The sequence below is a fragment of the Streptomyces genisteinicus genome (genome assembly GCF_014489615.1).
GTDB classification, from domain to species: domain Bacteria; phylum Actinomycetota; class Actinomycetes; order Streptomycetales; family Streptomycetaceae; genus Streptomyces; species Streptomyces genisteinicus.
The window spans coordinates 4315748-4334210 of sequence record NZ_CP060825.1 but is presented as its reverse complement, the minus strand read 5'-3'; the positions used below and the strand labels follow the sequence as shown (position 1 = coordinate 4334210).

General features: G+C 71.5%; 19 protein-coding genes. 3 read left to right on the top strand and 16 right to left on the bottom strand.

The annotated features are described in order from the left end of the window. Window positions 1–15: 15 nt before the first annotated feature. The 3 genes from glmS to IAG43_RS18935 form a co-directional block, all read right to left on the bottom strand. Window positions 16–1863, bottom strand: coding sequence for a glutamine--fructose-6-phosphate transaminase (isomerizing) (gene glmS / locus IAG43_RS18945; protein WP_187741890.1), 1848 nt, complete (start codon window positions 1861–1863; stop codon window positions 16–18). Between the two features lie 61 nt (window positions 1864–1924). Further along, window positions 1925–2734: an ABC transporter permease gene (locus tag IAG43_RS18940; protein WP_187741889.1), complete on the bottom strand. Its 810-nt coding sequence runs from the start codon at window positions 2732–2734 to the stop codon at window positions 1925–1927. Then, entirely contained in the window at window positions 2731–3771 is a 1041-nt protein-coding gene (locus IAG43_RS18935) for an ATP-binding cassette domain-containing protein (protein ID WP_246574422.1), read from the bottom strand. Before IAG43_RS18935 ends, IAG43_RS18940 begins: the two co-directional genes overlap by 4 nt. 213 nt (window positions 3772–3984) lie before the next feature. Here IAG43_RS18935 and coaA point away from each other — a divergent pair, with 213 nt between their 5' ends. Both coaA and IAG43_RS18925 read left to right on the top strand, forming a co-directional pair. Continuing rightward, the gene (coaA, locus tag IAG43_RS18930) at window positions 3985–4980 is read left to right on the top strand and encodes a type I pantothenate kinase (RefSeq protein ID WP_187741888.1); all 996 of its coding nucleotides are present in this window, start codon (window positions 3985–3987) and stop codon (window positions 4978–4980) included. Between the two features lie 10 nt (window positions 4981–4990). Then, the gene (locus tag IAG43_RS18925; RefSeq protein WP_187741887.1) at window positions 4991–5950 is read left to right on the top strand and encodes a DUF389 domain-containing protein; all 960 of its coding nucleotides are present in this window, start codon (window positions 4991–4993) and stop codon (window positions 5948–5950) included. A 67-nt stretch (window positions 5951–6017) separates the two neighbouring features. On the opposite strand, the gene glmM is transcribed toward IAG43_RS18925, so the two are convergent. The 4 genes from glmM to IAG43_RS18905 form a co-directional block, all read right to left on the bottom strand. Beyond that, window positions 6018–7376, bottom strand: a complete 1359-nt coding sequence (gene glmM, locus IAG43_RS18920) for a phosphoglucosamine mutase (RefSeq protein ID WP_187741886.1) — start codon at window positions 7374–7376, stop codon at window positions 6018–6020. 149 nt (window positions 7377–7525) lie between these two features. After that, complete coding sequence (rpsI, locus tag IAG43_RS18915) at window positions 7526–8038, bottom strand: 30S ribosomal protein S9 (protein ID WP_187741885.1); 513 nt, start codon at window positions 8036–8038, stop codon at window positions 7526–7528. Between the two features lie 41 nt (window positions 8039–8079). Further along, window positions 8080–8523 (bottom strand): 50S ribosomal protein L13, encoded by a 444-nt coding sequence (gene rplM / locus IAG43_RS18910; protein WP_187741884.1) that lies wholly within the window; start codon window positions 8521–8523, stop codon window positions 8080–8082. 335 nt (window positions 8524–8858) lie between these two features. Then, window positions 8859–10478, bottom strand: coding sequence for an ABC-F family ATP-binding cassette domain-containing protein (locus IAG43_RS18905; protein WP_187741883.1), 1620 nt, complete (start codon window positions 10476–10478; stop codon window positions 8859–8861). Window positions 10479–10533: 55 nt separating this feature from the next. Between IAG43_RS18905 and IAG43_RS18900 the strand changes: the two genes are divergently transcribed. Next, a complete protein-coding gene (locus tag IAG43_RS18900; RefSeq protein WP_187741882.1) occupies window positions 10534–11487 on the top strand; it encodes a hypothetical protein in 954 nt (317 codons plus the stop codon). 97 nt (window positions 11488–11584) lie between these two features. On the opposite strand, the gene IAG43_RS18895 is transcribed toward IAG43_RS18900, so the two are convergent. From IAG43_RS18895 to map, 9 genes are all read right to left on the bottom strand, one after another. Beyond that, window positions 11585–13090: a hypothetical protein gene (locus tag IAG43_RS18895; RefSeq protein WP_187741881.1), complete on the bottom strand. Its 1506-nt coding sequence runs from the start codon at window positions 13088–13090 to the stop codon at window positions 11585–11587. Window positions 13091–13183: 93 nt separating this feature from the next. Then, complete coding sequence (gene truA, locus IAG43_RS18890) at window positions 13184–14044, bottom strand: tRNA pseudouridine(38-40) synthase TruA (RefSeq protein WP_187741880.1); 861 nt, start codon at window positions 14042–14044, stop codon at window positions 13184–13186. A gap of 152 nt (window positions 14045–14196) precedes the next feature. Continuing rightward, entirely contained in the window at window positions 14197–14700 is a 504-nt protein-coding gene (gene rplQ, locus IAG43_RS18885; protein ID WP_187741879.1) for a 50S ribosomal protein L17, read from the bottom strand. A 175-nt stretch (window positions 14701–14875) separates the two neighbouring features. Further along, complete coding sequence (locus IAG43_RS18880) at window positions 14876–15898, bottom strand: DNA-directed RNA polymerase subunit alpha (RefSeq protein WP_003956430.1); 1023 nt, start codon at window positions 15896–15898, stop codon at window positions 14876–14878. A gap of 134 nt (window positions 15899–16032) precedes the next feature. Then, a complete protein-coding gene (gene rpsK / locus IAG43_RS18875) occupies window positions 16033–16437 on the bottom strand; it encodes a 30S ribosomal protein S11 (RefSeq protein ID WP_003956432.1) in 405 nt (134 codons plus the stop codon). A 64-nt stretch (window positions 16438–16501) separates the two neighbouring features. Beyond that, complete coding sequence (gene rpsM, locus IAG43_RS18870) at window positions 16502–16882, bottom strand: 30S ribosomal protein S13 (RefSeq protein WP_147987692.1); 381 nt, start codon at window positions 16880–16882, stop codon at window positions 16502–16504. 190 nt (window positions 16883–17072) lie between these two features. After that, the gene (gene rpmJ / locus IAG43_RS18865; protein WP_003956441.1) at window positions 17073–17186 is read right to left on the bottom strand and encodes a 50S ribosomal protein L36; all 114 of its coding nucleotides are present in this window, start codon (window positions 17184–17186) and stop codon (window positions 17073–17075) included. A 58-nt stretch (window positions 17187–17244) separates the two neighbouring features. Then, window positions 17245–17466, bottom strand: a complete 222-nt coding sequence (gene infA / locus IAG43_RS18860; protein ID WP_003956442.1) for a translation initiation factor IF-1 — start codon at window positions 17464–17466, stop codon at window positions 17245–17247. Between the two features lie 150 nt (window positions 17467–17616). Further along, window positions 17617–18453 carry a type I methionyl aminopeptidase gene (gene map, locus IAG43_RS18855; RefSeq protein WP_187741878.1) on the bottom strand — a complete coding sequence of 279 codons (837 nt, stop codon included), beginning with the start codon at window positions 18451–18453 and terminating at the stop codon, window positions 17617–17619. Window positions 18454–18463 lie beyond the last annotated feature (10 nt).

The following is an 18463-nucleotide window of genomic DNA, read 5'->3' as shown; positions in this document are numbered from 1 at the left end:
GGCGCGTCCCCGCGCTCACTCCACCGTCACCGACTTCGCCAGGTTCCGGGGCTGGTCGACCTCGTTGCCGCGGGCCGTCGCCAGCTCGCAGGCGAACACCTGCAGCGGCACGGTGGCCACCATGGGCTGGAGCAGCGTCGGCGTCGCCGGGATCCGGACCAGGTGGTCGGCGTACGGCACCACGGCCTCGTCGCCCTCCTCCGCGATCACGATGGTCCGGGCGCCGCGGGCACGGATCTCCTGGATGTTGGAGACGATCTTGTCGTGGAGCACGGACCGGCCGCGCGGCGACGGCACGACGACCACCACCGGCAGGTCCTCCTCGATCAGCGCGATCGGACCGTGCTTGAGCTCGCCCGCCGCGAAGCCCTCCGCGTGCATGTACGCGAGTTCCTTCAGCTTGAGCGCCCCCTCCAGCGCGACGGGGTGGCCGACGTGGCGGCCCAGGAACAGGACGGTGTTCTTGTGGGCCAGCGACCGGGCCAGCTCGCGCACCGGTTCCATGGTCTCCAGCACCCGCTCGACCGCGCCGGAGATCTGCGCCAGGTCGCGGATGACGGCCCGGATCTCGTCGCCCCACTGGGTGCCGCGCACCTGCCCCAGGTAGAGGGCGACCAGGTAGCAGGCGACGACCTGGGTCAGGAACGCCTTCGTCGAGGCCACGGCCACCTCGGGACCGGCGTGGGTGTACAGCACCGCGTCCGACTCGCGGGGGATGGTCGAGCCGTTGGTGTTGCAGATCGCCAGGACCCGGGCGCCCTGCTCGCGCGCGTGCCGCAGCGCCATCAGGGTGTCCATGGTCTCGCCGGACTGCGAGATCGCCACGACGAGGGTGCGCTGGTCGAGGATCGGGTCCCGGTAGCGGAACTCGCTCGCCAGCTCCACCTCGCACGGGATGCGGGTCCAGTGCTCGATCGCGTACTTGGCGATGAGCCCGGCGTGGAAGGCGGTGCCGCAGGCGACGACGACGATCTTGTCCGCCTCGCGCAGCACGTGCGCCGGGATGCGGATCTCGTCGAGGCTCAGCGAACCGGAGGCGTCGATGCGGCCCAGCAGGGTGTCCGAGACGGCCTTCGGCTGCTCGGCGATCTCCTTGAGCATGAAGTAGTCGTAGCCGCCCTTCTCGGCGGCCGAGGCGTCCCAGTCCACGTGGTACTCCCGGACCTCCGCGGGCTCCCCGTCGAAGCCGGTCACGGTCACGCCGTCCCGCCGGAGCTCCACGACCTGGTCCTGGCCCAGCTCGATCGCGGACCGGGTGTGGGCGATGAAGGCGGCGACGTCCGACGCGAGGAACGCCTCGCCCTCCCCCACGCCCACCACGAGCGGGGAGTTGCGCCGCGCGCCGATGACCACGCCGGGCTCGTCGGCGTGCACGGCGACCAGGGTGAAGGCCCCCTCCAGCCGCCGGCACACCAGGCGCATCGACTCGGCGAGGTCGCCCGCGGACGAGAAGGCCTCCGCCAGCAGATGGGCGACCACCTCGGTGTCCGTCTCGGAGGCCAGGCCGTGCCCGCGCCCGGCGAGTTCGGCCCGGAGCTCCGCGAAGTTCTCGATGATCCCGTTGTGGACGACGGCGACCCGTCCCGCGTTGTCGAGATGCGGATGGGCGTTGGCGTCGGTGGGTCCGCCGTGGGTGGCCCACCGGGTGTGACCGACGCCGGTGGAGCCGGCCGGCAGCGGCCGTTCCGTGAGCTCCTTCTCCAGGTTGACGAGCTTGCCCGCCTTCTTCGCCGCGGCCAGTCCTCCGTCGGCGAGGACCGCCACCCCCGCCGAGTCGTATCCGCGGTACTCGAGCCGCTTCAGACCGGCGACGACCACATCCAGCGCCGACTGACCGCCGACGTACCCCACGATTCCGCACATGTCGGCAGCCTACGGCGCGGGGACCGCCCCGGCACCGAGGCGGACCGGCCCGGGTCGCGGTTCAGGCCTTGGCGCGGTAGGCGCGCATCGCCAGCGGGCAGAAGACCGCCGCGATGCCCACGGCCCACACCAGCGACCACAGCACCGGCTCCGCCACCGGGCCGCCGACCAGCAGGCCCCGGTAGGCGTCGGACAGATGGGTGACCGGGTTGACGTCGCTCCACGCCTGGAGCCAGCCCGGCATCGTGTCCACGATGACGAAGGCGCTGCTGGTGAAGGTGATCGGGAAGATCAGCGTGAACGCGAACGCCTGCACCTTCTCCGCGTCCCCGGCGAGCATCCCGATGAGCACCGCGCTCCAGGAGACGGCCGCCGCGAAGACGATCAGCAGGACGGCGCCGAGCAGGAACCCGCCGGCGCCGCCGGTGATCCGGAACCCCATCAGCACACCGATGCCGATCATCAGCAGCATCGCCCACACGTGCTTGGCGAGGTCCGCGGTGATCCTGCCGATGAGCGGTGCGGAACGGGCGATGGGCAGGCTGCGCAGCCGGTCGAAGACGCCCTTCGTCAGGTCCGTGTTGAGCGCCATCGCGGTGTACACGGTCATGAAGAGGGTGTTCTGGACGATGATCCCCGGCAGCGCGTACTCCAGGTAGGCGTCGGTCGATCCGGCCATCTGGCCGCCCAGCACGTAGGTGAAGAGGAAGACGAACATGATCGGCGTGACGCTGTAGTCCACCAGCTCCAGCGGGTTGTGCTTCACCGCCACCAGACTGCGCCACGCCATCGTCAGGGTCTGCCCGGCCCACGCCAGCGGCCGCACCCGGCCGGACGCCGTCAGCGGGGCGGTGGCCGTCATGCCGGTCATCGCGAACCCACCGCCTCGGCCGGGGCGGCCGCGGTGGCGGCGTCCGTGCCGTCCCCGTCGCCGCCCTCCGCGCCCTCGTCGCCGCCCTCCGCGCCTTCGCCGCCGGGCTCCGCCCGGTGGCCGGTCAGCGCGAGGAAGACCTCGTCGAGGGAGGAGCGCCGCAGCGCCAGCTCGCCGACGGCGATGCCCTCGCGGTCGAGGCGGCGGACCACCGCGGGCATCAGCTCCGGGCCGTTCACCGGGGCGGTGACCGCGTCGCCCTCGATGCGGGTGCCCGGCCCGGCCGCCCGGGCGACCAGATCGTGCGCGGCGGCGAGGTCGCCGGGGGCGAGCGGGCGGACCTCCAGGACCTGGCCGCCCACCTCGTTCTTCAGCTGGTCGGGGGTGCCCTGGGCGATCACCCGGCCCTTGTCGACGACCACGATGTCGTCGGCGAGCACATCGGCCTCGTTCAGGTACTGGGTGGTGAGCAGCGCCGTGGTGCCCTCGGCCACCAGTGCGCGCAGCATGTCCCACAGCTCGCCGCGGCTGTGCGGGTCGAGCCCGGTCGTGGGCTCGTCGAGGAAGAGGATGCTGGGCCGGCCGACCAGGCTCGCCGCGAGGTCGAGACGCCGCCGCATGCCGCCGGAGAAGGTCTTCGCCGCCCGTCCGGCCGCGTCCGAGAGCCCGAACCGGTCCAGCAGCTCCCGGGCGCGGGCGCGGGCGTCCGGCCGGGACATGCCCAGCAGGCGCCCGATGAGCAGGAGGTTCTCGGTACCGGTGAGGTTCTCGTCGACGGCCGCGTACTGGCCGGTCAGGCCGATGAGGGAGCGCACGGCACCCGCCTCGGCGACCACGTCGTGCCCCGCCACCTCGGCACGGCCGCCGTCCGGCGGCAGCAGGGTGGCGAAGATCCGCACCGCGGTCGTCTTCCCCGCCCCGTTCGGACCGAGCAGGCCCAGCACCGAACCGGTGCGGGCCGCCAGATCCACCCCCGCCAGGGCTTCGGTGTCCTTGAACCGCTTGACCAGGCCCTCCGCCTGGATCGCGTACGTCATGGGATTCCCCTCGTGACCTCGCGCTGTCGCGGACGTCGCGGGTCGGCGCCCACCTCTCCCACAACTGTGACGCACACCACTGACATTCCGCCGAATGGGGCCGGTAACCCCCCGAGGGCGCCTCCCGGTCCGGGCCAGGGACCCCGGAGGGCGCCTCCAGGCGTGATCCAGCCCACCCCCCACATCCGGGGCCCAGCCCCGACAATGGGCCGTGTGATCTCTTCGCCGCCACGAAGCACCCACCGCCGGGCAGAGCCGCCGTCGACGCCGTACGTCGACCTCACCCGCGCCGAGTGGAGCGCACTGCGCGAGAAGACACCGCTGCCGCTGACCGCCGAGGAGGTCGAGCGCCTGCGGGGTCTGGGCGACGTCATCGACCTCGACGAGGTGCGCGACGTCTACCTGCCGCTCTCACGGCTGCTGAACCTGTACGTGCAGGCCACCGCCGAGCTGCGGGGCGCGCTGAACACCTTCCTCGGCGACGCGGGCAACGGCCACGGCGCCCAGCGGGGGACACCCTTCGTCATAGGGGTCGCGGGCTCGGTGGCCGTCGGCAAGTCCACCGTCGCCCGGCTGCTCCAGGCGCTGCTCGCCCGCTGGCCGGAGCACCCCCGCGTCGAGCTGGTCACCACCGACGGGTTCCTGCTGCCGATGAAGGAGCTCCGGGAACGCGGCCTCATGTCGCGCAAGGGGTTCCCGGAGTCGTACGACCGCCGGGCGCTCACCCGTTTCGTCGCGGACATCAAGGCGGGGAAGGACGAGGTCACCGCCCCCGTCTACTCCCACCTGATCTACGACATCGTCCCCGACGAGCGGCTGACCGTGCGCCGGCCGGACATCCTGATCGTCGAGGGGCTCAACGTCCTGCAGCCCGCGCTGCCCGGCAAGGACGGCCGCACCCGGGTGGGACTCGCCGACTACTTCGACTTCAGCGTGTACGTCGACGCGCGGCCCGAGGACATCGAGACCTGGTACCTGAACCGTTTCCGCAAGCTGCGCGAGACCGCGTTCCAGAACCCGTTCTCCTACTTCCGCAAGTACACCCAGGTCTCCGAGGAGGAGGCACTGGACTACGCGCGGACGATGTGGCGCACCATCAACAAGCCCAATCTGCTGGAGAACGTGGCCCCGACCCGGGGACGCGCCACACTGGTGCTGCGCAAAGGGCCGGACCACAAGGTCCAGCGGCTGTCCCTGCGGAAACTCTGAGGAGCCTCGTGTGCTGCACCTGCGCCTGATCGTCCCGGCCGACCGGACGGCGGAGGTGACGGGCCTGCTGGAGCGGACGGTCGGCACCGCCCACCTGGTGGTGCTGGAAGGGGCGGCCCGCGATCCGCACGGCGACGTGGTGCTGTGCGACGTGGCTCGGGAGGCGGCCGACGAGGTCCTGGAGGAACTGCGGGGCCTCGGCATCGACCGCGACGGTTCGGTGGCCGCCGACGAGATCGGCCTGTCGCTGTCCGCACGCGCCGACCGCGCGGAGAAGGACGCGCCGGGCGAGGCCGCGGACGCGGTGCTCTGGGAGCAGCTCTCGGACGCCACCCACGAGGAGTCGACGCTCAGCGTCACCTACGTGGCGTTCCTGACGATCGCCACGATGCTCGCGGCCTGCGGTGTCGTCCTGGACAACGCCGTCCTGATCGTCGGCGCGATGGCGGTCGGTCCGGAGTTCGGCCCGCTGGCGGGCATCTGCACGGCGCTGGTGCGGCGCACACCGCGGCTCGCCTGGCGGTCGGTGATCGCGCTGATCACCGGCTTCGCAGCGGCGATGCTCGCGACCGTGGGCTTCAGCATCCTGATGGACGCGATGGACCTGTTCAGCGACGAGCAGCTGCGGGGCGAGCGGCCCAACACCCGCTTCATCTACGACCCCGACGCCTTCTCGCTCATCGTCTCCGTGCTGGCGGGCGCCGCGGGCATGCTCTCGCTGACATCCGCCAAGTCGGGCGCCCTGGTCGGTGTCGCCATCTCGGTGACGACCGTCCCCGCGGCGGCCAACGCCGCCGTCGCCTTCAGCTACCGCGAGTACGCCCAGGCGTGGGGCTCGACGGAGCAGCTGCTGCTGAACCTCGCGGGCATCGTGCTCGCCGGCACCGCGACCCTGCTGGTGCAGAAGGTGCTCTGGCGGTGGGGCAGGCGCCGGGCCGAGCGGACGGAGCGGGCGGAGCGCACCGGCTGAACCGCCTCCCTCACGCGACGGCGCCCCCGGACCGTGGTCCGGGGGCGCCGTCGCGGATACGGGAGGATCAGCCGAGCGCCGACTTCACGACGTCGGCCAGCCGGCTCGCGACGCTCTTCGCCTGCTCCAGGTCGGGCGCCTCCACCATCACCCGCACCAGGGGCTCGGTGCCGGAGGAGCGCAGCAGCACCCGGCCGGTGGCGCCGAGCTCGCGCTCGGCCTCGGCCACCGCCTGGGAGAGCTCGGCGGAGGTCGTCACCCGGGACTTGTCGACGTCGCGCACGTTGACGAGCACCTGCGGCAGCCGCTCCATCACACCGGCGAGGTCCGCGAGGGAGCGGCCGGTCGCGGCGATCCGCGCGGCGAGCATCAGACCGGTCAGCGTGCCGTCCCCGGTGGTGGCGTGGTCGAGGACGATGACGTGGCCGGACTGCTCGCCGCCGAGCGCGTAGCCCTGCTCCTTCATCGCCTCCAGCACATAGCGGTCGCCGACCGCGGTCCGCACCAGGTCGACGCCCTCGCGCTCCATCGCCAGCTTGAAGCCGAGGTTCGACATGACCGTGGCCACCACGGTGTTGCCGCGCAGGGTGCCCGCCTCGCGCATCGCGAGCGCGAGCACGGCGAGGATCTGGTCGCCGTCGACCTCACGGCCCGCCGCGTCCACGGCGAGGCAGCGGTCCGCGTCGCCGTCGTGCGCGATGCCGAGGTCGGCCCCGTGCTCGACGACGGCGGCCTTCAGCAGGTCGAGGTGGGTCGATCCGCAGCCGTCGTTGATGTTGAGGCCGTCCGGCTCGGCGCCGATCGTCACGACCTCGGCACCGGCGCGGGCGAACGCCTCGGGCGACACCCGGGACGCGGCGCCGTGCGCCTCGTCCAGCACGATCCGCAGCCCGTCGAGACGGTTCGGGAGGACGGCGACGAGGTGGGCGACGTACTTGTCGAAGCCCTCGTCGTACTCCTTGACCCGGCCGACGCCGGCGCCGGTCGGACGGTCCCACGGCTCACCGGTGCGGTGCTGCTCGTAGACCTGCTCGATGCGGTCCTCCAGCTCGTCGGCGAGCTTGTGACCGCCGCGGGCGAAGAACTTGATGCCGTTGTCCGGCATGGCGTTGTGGCTGGCGGAGAGCATCACGCCGAGGTCGGCGCCGAGGGCACCGGTGAGATACGCCACCGCGGGGGTGGGCAGCACACCGACGCGCAGCACGTCGACTCCGGCGCTCGCCAGGCCGGCCACCACGGCCGCTTCCAGGAACTCTCCGGACGCACGGGGGTCACGGCCCACCACAGCGGTCGGGCGATGGCCGGCGAAGGTGCCCGCCTCGGCCAGCACGTGCGCCGCGGCGACCGACAGCCCGAGCGCGAGCTCGGCCGTGAGGTCGGCGTTCGCCACTCCGCGTACGCCGTCCGTTCCGAAGAGTCGTCCCACTGGTGTTCCTCCGAGAAGCTGATTGCTCGAACTCTTGCACGCCCGAGATCGTCGGGAGTCGATAAACGAACGCCCCGGCAGCAACGAGTGCCGCCGGGGCGAACGGAAAGCCGTACAGAAGCCGTGTCGGCTCGTACAGCCGGCGCGATTTAGCGCTTGCTGTACTGCGGGGCCTTACGGGCCTTCTTGAGACCGGCCTTCTTGCGCTCGACCGCACGGTCGTCGCGGGAGAGGAAGCCGGCCTTCTTCAGCGGGCCGCGGTTGTTGTCCACGTCCGCCTCGTTCAGGGCGCGGGCCACACCGAGGCGCAGGGCGCCGGCCTGGCCGGAGACGCCGCCACCCGAGATACGGGCGACAACGTCGTAGCGGTCGTCGAGCTCGAGCACCTTGAAGGGCTCGTTGACTTCCTGCTGGTGCACCTTGTTGGGGAAGTAGTCCTCAAGGGTGCGGCCGTTGATCTTCCACTTGCCGGAGCCCGGAACGATCCGGACACGGGCGATGGCGTTCTTGCGACGGCCCAGGCCGGCGGCCGGCTGCGGGTCGCCGAAGCGGGAAGCCATGGACTCGGAGGTGTACTCGCCCTCGACCGGAACCTCGGTCTCGGTGGTGTACTGCTCGACGTCAACCTCTTCGAGCGGGGTCTCGGCGGTGGTCTCAGCCACGATTCTCCTCAGATTCTTTTCGTCTTAGGGGGTGGCCGGACTTACTGCGCGACCTGGGTGATCTCGAACGGAACAGGCTGCTGCGCAGCGTGCGGGTGGTTCTCGCCCGCGTAGACCTTCAGCTTCGAGAGCATCTGACGGCCCAGGGTGTTCTTCGGGAGCATGCCCTTGACGGCCTTCTCGACGGCCTTCTCGGGGCTCTTCTCCAGCAGCTCGTCGTAGCGGACGGAGCGCAGACCACCCGGGTAGCCGGAGTGGCGGTACGCCATCTTCTGGGTCCGCTTGTTGCCGGACAGGTGCACCTTGTCCGCGTTGACGATGATGACGAAGTCACCAGCGTCGACGTGCGGCGCGTAGATCGGCTTGTGCTTGCCCCGGAGAAGGGTAGCGGCGGTGGTCGCCAGACGGCCCAGGACGATGTCCTGCGCGTCGATGATGTGCCACTGGCGCGTCACATCGCCGGGCTTGGGGCTGTACGTACGCACGGTCGTAGCCTTCGCTTCTTCAGTGATGGGGATCCCCCGCGGCCGGTGAAGGCACGGAGGACGGGGTCCTGACAAGGCCACCCGGACGATCACGACAGCCTTGGCGGCGCTACGGGGACGCAACCCGAGTGCCAGCCGCTGGTCATCGGCCCGGTGGACCGGCGTAAGGGCCCCTCACGTGAGATAGAGCAAGCCAATACGCATAACGAACCAGAAGAATACCGTCGCCCCCCGTACGGGTCAAAATCCCGTGCCGGGCCGGCGCTCTCCGGCCCGTGCCGCGACCTCCCCCGGCGGGCCGCCCCGGACCCGCGGACCGCCCGGCCCCGGGCCCCTCAGCGCGCCCGCTCGACGCGGCGCTCGTCCCAGACGGGCTCCGGGGTCTCGCGCACCTTCCCGTCCGAGCCGAAGACCAGGAACCGGTCGAAGGACTTGGCGAACCACCGGTCGTGGGTGACCGCGAGCACCGTGCCCTCGTACGCCTCCAGGCCCGCCTGGAGCGCCTCGGCCGACTCCAGGTCCAGGTTGTCCGTCGGCTCGTCGAGCAGCAGCGCCGTCGTGCCCGCGAGCTCCAGCAGCAGGATCTGGAACCGCGCCTGCTGCCCGCCGGAGAGCTTCTCGAAGGCCTGGTCGCCCTGGCGCTCCAGCTCGTACCGGCGCAGCACCGACATCGCCCCGCCCCGGTCCTTGGCGTGCTCCGTCCACAGGATGTCGACGAGGGTGCGGCCCATCAGCTCGGGATGGGCGTGGGTCTGCGCGAAGTGGCCCGGCACCACCCGGGCGCCCAGCTTCCACGCCCCGGTGTGCGCCACCGCGTCCCCCGCCAGCAGCCGCAGGAAGTGGGACTTGCCCGAGCCGTTGGACCCGAGGACGGCCACCCGCTCGCCGTAGAAGACCTCCAGCGAGAACGGCTTCATCAGGCCGGTGAGCTCCAGGTCCGTGCAGGTCAGCGCCCGCACCCCGGTCCGTCCGCCGCGCAGCCGCATCCGGATCTCCTGCTCGCGCGGCGGCTCCGGCGGCGGTCCGGCCTCCTCGAACTTCCGGAAGCGGGTCTGCATCGCCCGGTAGCGGGACGCCATGTCCGGGCTGATGGCCGCCTGCTGCCGCAGCCGGTGCACCAGCGCCTTCAGCCGGGCGTGCTCCTCGTCCCAGCGCCGCTTCAGCTCCTCGAAGCGGGCGAAGCGCTCCTTGCGCGCCGCGGGGAAGGTGGCGAAGCCGCCGCCGTGGATCCAGACGTCGGACCCGGCGGGCCCCGGCTCCACCGCCACGATCCGCTCGGCGGCCCGCGAGAGCAGCTCCCGGTCGTGGGAGACGAACAGGACCGTCTTGCGGGTCTCCGCGAGGCGCTCCTCCAGCCACCGCTTGCCCGGCACGTCCAGATAGTTGTCCGGTTCGTCCAGCAGCAGCACCTCGTCGGGGCCGCGCAGCAGCGCCTCCAGCACCAGGCGCTTCTGCTCGCCGCCGGAGAGCGTGCGGACCTGACGCCACTGCGCCTTCTCGTACGGGACGCCCAGCGCGGCCGTGGTGCACATGTCCCAGACGGTCTCCGCCTCGTAGCCGCGCGCCTCCGCCCAGTCGCTCAGCGCCTGGGCGTACCGCATCTGCGCGGCCTCGTCGTCCACGGTCATGATCGCGTGCTCGGCCTTGTCCACCGCGGCGGCGGCCTCCCGGATACGCGGCTGGGAGACCGACACCAGCAGGTCCCGCACCGTGCGCTCGTCGCGCACCGAGCCGACGAACTGGGGCATCACCCCGAGGCCGCCGCTGACCGTGACCGAGCCGCCGTGCGGCTGGATCTCGCCGGCGACGATCCGCAGCAGCGTCGTCTTGCCCGCGCCGTTCGCGCCCACCAGCGCGGCGACCGCGCCCTCGCCCACGCGGAACGACGCGTCACCGAGGAGCACCCTCCCGTCCGGCAGGTAGTACTCCAGGTGTGCCGCTTCCACATGTCCCATGGGGCGATTGTCACCGCAGGGACCGCCCTCACCCAACCGGTTTAGGATGCGCGGCATGAGCTTTGGGCAGGGGGGACCTCAGTGGGGGTCCGGCGGACAGGACCAGGACCCGTACCACCAGGGCCAGTACGGGGGCGGGCAGGGGGGGTTCGGCCAGGGCTCCTACGGCGGTGACCGGTACGGCTCGGACCCGGGCACCCCGGACTGGGCGGCGCTCGCGGACGCGTCGGCCGCCCGCACCCGGCGCAGGCGCTGGCTGATGATCGGCGGCGGCGCCCTCGCGACCGCGCTGATCGCGGGCGCCGTGGCGACGGCGATCGTCACCTCCGGCAAGGACGGCGGGCGGACCGCCTCCGACGGCAACGGCACCCTGCCCACCGCGCCCACGCTGCCGCAGGAGGACACCGCGCAGCCGCAGCCGTCGTTCTCCTCGGTCGCGCCGCTGCCCCCGCCGAACCCCAAGGACTTCATCTCCGACCGCAAGAAGGACACGGCACCGCTCAGTGCCGACACCCTCTTCCCGGGCACGAAGCTCACGATGGGCAACGGGGCCCGTGTCTACACCAAGGGCCTCACCGCGCGGACCGGCAACTGCGCCGCGGCCACCACGCCGACGCTCGGCGGGGTGCTGGAGCGCAACGCCTGCGAGCAGGTCTTCCGCGCCACCTACGTCAAGGACGGCATCGCGGTCACCGTCGGCGTCGCGACCTTCGAGAACGAGGCCACCGCCAAGAAGGCCGTCCGGGAGGCGAAGGGCGGCGTGGCCCCGCTGCCGGGCGCCGGGGTCCCCACCTTCTGCAAGGGCGGGCCCGTCTGCCGCAACACCTACAACTCCTACGGCCGCTACGCCTACTTCACGATCACCGGGTACACCACGGCCAAGTCGGTGACCACGAAGGACACCAAGGCCTACCAGAGCGGCGACGACATCGGGGAGTTCGCCTTCCGCCAGATCGTGCGCCGCGGCACGGACCAGGCGAAGGCGGCGGCCACCCGGCCCGCACAGTGACGCGCGGCGCCGCCCGCGGGCGGTGACAGGGCACGGGTCCCGAGGCCTCCTCCGGTACGCGACCACGCGCCGCTCCCGCCGCCCGGACGCGGGACGGTCAGGCGGCCCGCCGTCGCCTGCGCACCACGGCGGCCAGCGCTCCGCCGGCCAGGGCGACCGCCGCCGCACCCAGGGCGAACGCCAGGACGCCCTGGGTGCCCTCGGCCGCCTCGGCCGGGTTGACCACCACGGATGCCGTGTTGTTGTCCGGCTCGGCGTCGTCGTCGGGCCGGAACTGGTGCGTGCCGCCGAGGAGCTCGATCCGGCCCCGGGCGTTCTCGACCTCCTCCTCGGCCAGCAGGCCGAAGCGCAGGACGTGCCGCTGGTCCTCCAGGACGTGGCCGACCAACGCGCAGGTGTACACCGGCGCACCCAGCCCGTCGCGGTACACCTTCCCCTCCGCGGACGCGGCCTGGCACCGGTCGGGCTTGGAGACCACCTTCGTGCCCGGCGGCGGGGTGAACCAGACGGTGGCCAGGCTGCCGGGGTCGCCGGCGCCGCGCCAGGTGATCCACGCCGGGCCGTTGTTGCGGACGCCCAGGTCGACCGAGAACCGCTCCCCCGGGGCGGCGAAGGCCGTGTCGCCGAGCACCTGGAGATCCGTGGTGTTCCGGGCCCGGGGCTCGTAGAACCCCGCTGCGTCCCGGAGCCGGTCGGCGGGAGGAGGGTCCGAGCCCTCCTCCCGCATCACCGCGGACGGCCCGGTGCCCCTCGTGAGGACCAGGCCGGCGCGCAGCCGCTCGCGCACGGCCGGGGCGTCGGCCAGGAACTCGTACTTCAGCGTGTCGACCAGCGCCCGCTCCCCCGTCCGCACCTCGATGCCGCGGTCGGCGCGGTAGACGGCGCCCGGCCGGAAGGGGCCGTCGAACGAGCAGAGCGCGAAGCCGGTCTCCACCGGCCCCGGCAGGTCGGCGTACTCGCAGTTGCCGGCGGTACGGGGGAGGTCCATGCCCCGCGTGACCGTCAGGGCCAGCAGCACCCGCCCGGCCGGCAGCGTGCCGTTGTTGACGAACGAGTACCGAGGGCGCTGGACCTCGCCCACGAACGGCCGGCGGTCCAGGGGCACCTGGAGGGCGAGGAGTTCCGCTCCGCCCACGCGCACCAGGGTCGAGGCACCCCGCACGGTGACGCCCTCGGACTCGGCGGTCACCCGCAGATGGCCGCTGCGCCCGTCCCTCGCGCCCCGGACCGCCCGGAGCCGGGGAGTCGGCACGAGCGGGTTGCCGTCCACGACCCGGTGACGGCACGACATGCGGGTGCCGCCGACGGTGCACCTGTCCCCGGAGTGGGGCTCGACCCCGACGTCGACGAAGCCGGCCAGCTCGGAGAAGTCCCAGGTGAACACGTAGTCCCGGGGCACATCACCCTTCGGCCGGTCGAGATGCGCGTGGTAGGAGGGCTGCTGGTCCCGTGACCCCGCCGGCGGCAGCCGCAGAGCGGACTCGACCTCCATGGCGTACGCGGGCTCCTCGGCCCGCACGACCCCGGCCGAGCCGCCCAGGAGGGCCAGGGACGCCCCGAGGGCCGCCGCGCCGCGCAGAAGCCGTCCCGCAGTCCCCGCCATGACCCCGCCCCTCGCCCGTGCCGCCGGTACCCGGACGGAACCCTCCGCCCCTGTGCCAAGACCGTTCAGCGGGCGCATGGTTGCCCTCGGGCTTCAGCAGCAGGCCGCCGAAGTACCGGGCAGTGAGCGCTTGTTGCGCGCCTCCTTGTTCCGCGCGGCGAGCAACTCGTCGGCGGGGTAGGCGACTTCCTCCAGGGTCAGACCGTGCGGACGGACCACGTGCACCGCCGAGTCCCGGACGCCGGCCGCCAGCACCTCGGCCGGCCAGCCGACCGGGCGGTGCCCGTCGCCGACGAACAGCATCGCCCCGACGAGGGAGCGCACCATGTTGTGGCAGAAGGCGTCCGCCTGCACCGTGGCGGTCAGGACGCCCGAGGCGTCCCGCTCCCAGGACAGCCGCTGGAGCGTGCGGATGGTGGTGGCGCCCTCACGCTTCTTGCAGTACGCGGCGAAGTCGTGCTCCCCCACCAGCCGCTCGGCGGCCGCGTTCATCGCGTCCACGTCCAACGGCCAGTCGTGCCACAGGACATGGCCCCGCAGCAGCGGATCGACGCCGCCGGGCGCATCGGTCACCCGGTACGCGTACCGCCGCCAGATCGCCGAGAAACGGGCGTTGAACCCCTCGGGCGCCTCCTCGGCGCTCCAGATGCGCACGTCCCGGGCGAGCCGGCCGGCCAGCCGCTTGAGCAGCTTCTCCCGGTGCTCGGCCCACACCTCGCCGGGCAGGTCGACGTGGGCCACCTGCCCCCGTGCGTGCACCCCGGCGTCCGTGCGGCCGGCGACCGTCAGCTCGTACGTGGTGGCGGAACGGGTCACCGTCCGCAGGGCGTCCTCGATCTCGCCCTGCACGGTCCGCTGCCCCTGGGCCTGCTTGGCCCAGCCGGAGAAGTCCTTGCCGTCGTACGAAAGATCCAGCCGCACCCGGACGTGCCCGGGCCTCACCTCGTCGCTCACGCGACCATCCTCTCAACTCACGCGGAACGCGCCCGCCCCCATCACGGGTATCGAGCCCGCCTTCACCACGGGTGACGCGCCCGCCCCCACCATGCGGAACGGGCCCGCCCCCACCAGGGGGACGGGCCCGCTCGACGAACCTGGGATCAGGCTCAGGCGTCCTTGGACTCCTCGGCCGGGGCCTCGGCGGCCTCGTCCTTGGTGTCCTCGGCCTTGGACTCCTCGGCCTTGGCCTCGGACTCCTTGACGGCGCGCTTGGTGGCGGCCTCGGCCTCGGCGACGGTCGCCTTCTTCGCGATCTCACCCTCGACCAGCTCGATCACGGCCATCGGGGCGTTGTCGCCACGACGGTTGCCGATCTTCGTGATGCGGGTGTAGCCGCCCGGACGCTCGGCGTAGCGCGGAGCGATCTCGGTGAAGAGCGTGTGCACGATGCCCTTGTCCGTGATCGTCTGCAGCACCAGGCGACGGTTGTGGATGTCGCCCTTCTTCGCCTTGGTGATCAGGCGCTCGGCGACCGGACGCAGGCGGCGGGCCTTGGCCTCGGTCGTGGTGATGCGGCCGTGCTCGAACAGCGACTTCGCCAGGTTCGCGAGAAGAAGCTTCTCGTGAGCGGCGCTGCCACCGAAACGGGCTCCCTTGGTGGGACGCGGCATGGTGTTTCTCCTTGGTGTCTGCACCGGCCGTACGAGGTACCGGTGTCAGTATCCGAGCAGGCGGTTACCTGTCGGAGACCCGCGCCCCCGAGGGGGCGCGGGGCGGTGCCGCTCGCTCGGCCACCGCGCGGGCGCGGTGGGAGGCTGCGGCGGTACGGGCCGTGAGGCCCGGGTCTCAGTACTGCTCGGTCTCGACGAAGCCCGCGTCCGCGTCGTCGTCGGCGCCGAAGGCGTCGGCGGCGGCGGTCGGGTCGAATCCGGGCGGGCTGTCCTTCAGGGCCAGGCCCATGCCGGCCAGCTTCGCCTTGACCTCGTCGATCGACTTCGCACCGAAGTTGCGGATGTCGAGCAGGTCGGCCTCGGAACGCGCCACGAGCTCACCCACGGAGTGGATGCCCTCGCGCTTGAGGCAGTTGTACGACCGGACGGTGAGCTCGAGCTCCTCGATCGGCAGCGCCAGGTCGGCGGCGAGGGCGGCGTCCGTCGGGGACGGGCCCATGTCGATGCCCTCGGCGTCGATGTTGAGCTCGCGGGCCAGGCCGAACAGCTCGACCAGGGTCTTGCCGGCGGACGCCATGGCGTCGCGCGGGCGCATGGCCTGCTTGGTCTCGACGTCGACGATCAGCTTGTCGAAGTCGGTCCGCTGCTCGACTCGGGTCGCCTCGACCTTGTAGGTGACCTTGAGGACCGGCGAGTAGATGGAGTCGACCGGGATGCGGCCGATCTCCTGGCCGACCTGCTTGTTCTGCACGGCGGAGACGTAGCCGCGACCGCGCTCGACGGTCAGCTCCATCTCCAGCTTGCCCTTGCCGTTCAGCGTGGCGAGGACCAGGTCGGGGTTGTGGACCTCGACACCGGCCGGCGGGGCGATGTCCGCGGCGGTGACCAGGCCGGGGCCCTGCTTGCGCAGGTACATCACGACCGGCTCGTCGTGCTCCGAGGAGACGACCAGCTGCTTGATGTTGAGGATGAGGTCGGTGACGTCCTCCTTGACGCCCGGCACGGTGGTGAACTCGTGCAGGACACCGTCGATGCGGATGGACGTGACGGCCGCACCCGGGATCGAGGAGAGGAGGGTACGGCGCAGGGAGTTGCCGAGCGTGTAGCCGAAGCCCGGCTCCAGGGGCTCGATGACGAACCGCGAACGGTACTCGTCGACGACCTCTTCGGTCAGCGAGGGACGCTGAGCGATCAGCATGGTGATGATTCCTTCAGTCGTGGACGCCCGCTATTTGACGTCCTCTGATACAGGGTACGGGCGGCACGCCCCGAAAGGGACGTACCGCCCGGAAACACCCTGGTCCTGCGGCCGGGGCCGCAGAAGGCCGTGCGTCAGACGCGGCGGCGCTTCGGCGGACGGCAGCCGTTGTGCGGGGTGGGGGTGACGTCCTGGATCGAGCCGACCTCGAGGCCGGTGGCCTGGAGGGAGCGGATCGCGGTCTCGCGGCCGGAGCCGGGACCCTTGACGAAGACGTCGACCTTGCGCATGCCGTGCTCCTGCGCGCGGCGGGCGGCCGACTCGGCGGCCATCTGCGCGGCGAAGGGGGTGGACTTGCGCGAGCCCTTGAAGCCGACGTGGCCGGCGGAGGCCCAGGAGATCACGTTGCCCGAGGGGTCCGTGATCGAGACGATCGTGTTGTTGAACGTGCTCTTGATGTGCGCGTGGCCGTGAGCGACGTTCTTCTTTTCCTTGCGGCGCACCTTCTTGGCAGCGCCCTGACGTCCCTTGGGGGGCATCTCTTACTCCTACGGGAGGTGGTCGGTCCTACAGCGAAGACCGCTGATGAGCGTCCGCTGAGGACTACTTCTTGCCCGGCTTCTTCTTGCCGGCGATGGCGCGACGCGGGCCCTTGCGGGTACGCGCGTTCGTGCTGGTGCGCTGACCGTGGACCGGCAGGCCGCGGCGGTGACGCAGACCCTGGTAGCAGCCGATCTCGACCTTGCGGCGGATGTTGGCCTGGATGTCGCGGCGGAGGTCACCTTCGGTCTGGAAGTTGACGTCCACGTACTCGCGGATCTTGACCAGGTCCTCTTCCGGGAGGTCACGAACGCGGACGTTCGGGTCGACACCGGTGGCGGCGAGGGTCTCCTGGGACCGGGTGCGCCCGATGCCGAAAACGTAGGTGAGGGCGACCTCGATGCGCTTGTCGCGCGGAAGGTCAACGCCTTCAAGGCGTGCCATTCATGGCTCCTGTGATAGTCGGAGGTCTTCCGCAGGGTCGTTCCGTGGCCGCCGACCCCGCGAGCGGGGTGGTACGTCCAGGTCCCCGGCCTCCACCGGGGGTGTCGCCGGCCGAAGCCAGGCGGACCCTGCGTATGTACGTGTTTTTACGTGCGTCGCGCGAAGAACTGCGAGTGCAGGTGGTCGTGCGTCAGCCCTGGCGCTGCTTGTGGCGCAGGTTGTCGCAGATGACCATGACCCGGCCGTGACGGCGGATCACCTTGCACTTGTCGCAGATCTTCTTGACGCTCGGCTTGACCTTCATGGGATGTGAGGTTCTCCGGGTCAGTGCCGACACCCCGCGAACGGGGGTGCGACAAGATCTACTTGTAGCGGTAGACGATCCGCCCACGCGTCAGGTCGTAGGGAGAGAGCTCCACCACGACCCGGTCGTCCGGAAGGATACGGATGTAGTGCATACGCATCTTGCCGGAGATGTGCGCGAGGACCTTGTGACCGTTCTGGAGCTCCACCTTGAACATGGCGTTCGGGAGGGACTCGATCACGGTGCCCTCGATCTCGATGGCACCTTGCTTCTTGGCCACGCTTCGCCCTTCGAATCGGCTACCTTGATCGACTCTCGAACCGGGTGCGGACACACGGATGCACGAGAGCCGACGCATCAGTCTACGTCAGGGGTGCCGAAAAGACGAATCCGTCAAGTCTGCCCACCGGCGCAGATCGTCAATCACTGCTCAGGCCAGCGGATCCGGAGCCGCCGTGACACCCAGCTCCGCCAGCTTCGCCCGGCCGCCGTCGGGGGCCGTGAGCACCAGCGGGCCCTCCTCGGTGAGGGCGACCGAGTGCTCCCAGTGCGAGGACCAGGTGCCGTCGGTGGTGATGACCGTCCAGTCGTCGGCGAGGACCTCGGTCTCCGGGGTGCCCAGCGACACCATCGGCTCGATCGCCAGGCAGAAGCCCGGCACCAGCTTCGGGCCGCGGCCGCGCCCCCGGGAGACGTAGTTCAGCAGGTGCGGGTCCATGTGCATCTCGGTGCCGATGCCGTGGCCGCCGTAGTCCTCGATGATCCCGTACTTCCCGGTCGCCGGACGCGGCTGGCGCCGGATGTAGGTCTCGATCGCGCGCGAGACGTCGACGAGGCGGTTGCCGTTCTTCATGGCCGCGATGCCGGCCCACATCGACTCCTCGGTGACCCGGGAGAGTTCGATCAGCTCCGGAGCGTGACCGGTGCCCACGAAGGCCGTGTAGGCGGCGTCGCCGTGCCAGCCGTCCACGATCGCGCCGCAGTCGACCGAGATGATGTCGCCGTCCTTCAGGACGGTCTTCTCGTCGGGGATGCCGTGCACCACGACCTCGTTCACCGAGGTGCAGATGGTGGCGGGGAAGCCGCCGTAGCCGAGGAAGTTGGACTTGGCGCCGTGCTCGGCGATGACCTTGCGGGCCACCTCGTCCAGGTCGCGGGTGGTGGCTCCGGGGACGGCGGCCACACGGGTCGCCGCGTGGATGGCGGCGACGACCAGTCCCGCCTCGCGCATCTTCGCGATCTGCTCGGGGGTCTTGATCTGCACCATTGCGACGGGC

What these genes read in the sequence shown, in the direction of transcription:
- rplQ (WP_187741879.1), bottom strand. Translation starts at nt 14,700, where the DNA reads ATGCCGCGTCCCACCAAGGGAGCCCGTTTCGGTGGCAGCGCCGCTCAC.
- rpsM (WP_147987692.1), bottom strand. Translation starts at nt 16,882, where the DNA reads ATGGCACGCCTTGAAGGCGTTGACCTTCCGCGCGACAAGCGCATCGAG.
- IAG43_RS18900 (WP_187741882.1), top strand. Translation starts at nt 10,534, where the DNA reads ATGAGCTTTGGGCAGGGGGGACCTCAGTGGGGGTCCGGCGGACAGGAC.
- IAG43_RS18880 (WP_003956430.1), bottom strand. Translation starts at nt 15,898, where the DNA reads ATGCTGATCGCTCAGCGTCCCTCGCTGACCGAAGAGGTCGTCGACGAG.
- map (WP_187741878.1), bottom strand. Translation starts at nt 18,453, where the DNA reads ATGGTGCAGATCAAGACCCCCGAGCAGATCGCGAAGATGCGCGAGGCG.
- IAG43_RS18940 (WP_187741889.1), bottom strand. Translation starts at nt 2,734, where the DNA reads ATGACCGGCATGACGGCCACCGCCCCGCTGACGGCGTCCGGCCGGGTG.
- rpmJ (WP_003956441.1), bottom strand. Translation starts at nt 17,186, where the DNA reads ATGAAGGTCAAGCCGAGCGTCAAGAAGATCTGCGACAAGTGCAAGGTG.
- IAG43_RS18905 (WP_187741883.1), bottom strand. Translation starts at nt 10,478, where the DNA reads ATGGGACATGTGGAAGCGGCACACCTGGAGTACTACCTGCCGGACGGG.
- rpsK (WP_003956432.1), bottom strand. Translation starts at nt 16,437, where the DNA reads ATGCCCCCCAAGGGACGTCAGGGCGCTGCCAAGAAGGTGCGCCGCAAG.
- glmS (WP_187741890.1), bottom strand. Translation starts at nt 1,863, where the DNA reads ATGTGCGGAATCGTGGGGTACGTCGGCGGTCAGTCGGCGCTGGATGTG.
- IAG43_RS18935 (WP_246574422.1), bottom strand. Translation starts at nt 3,771, where the DNA reads ATGACGTACGCGATCCAGGCGGAGGGCCTGGTCAAGCGGTTCAAGGAC.
- IAG43_RS18895 (WP_187741881.1), bottom strand. Translation starts at nt 13,090, where the DNA reads ATGGCGGGGACTGCGGGACGGCTTCTGCGCGGCGCGGCGGCCCTCGGG.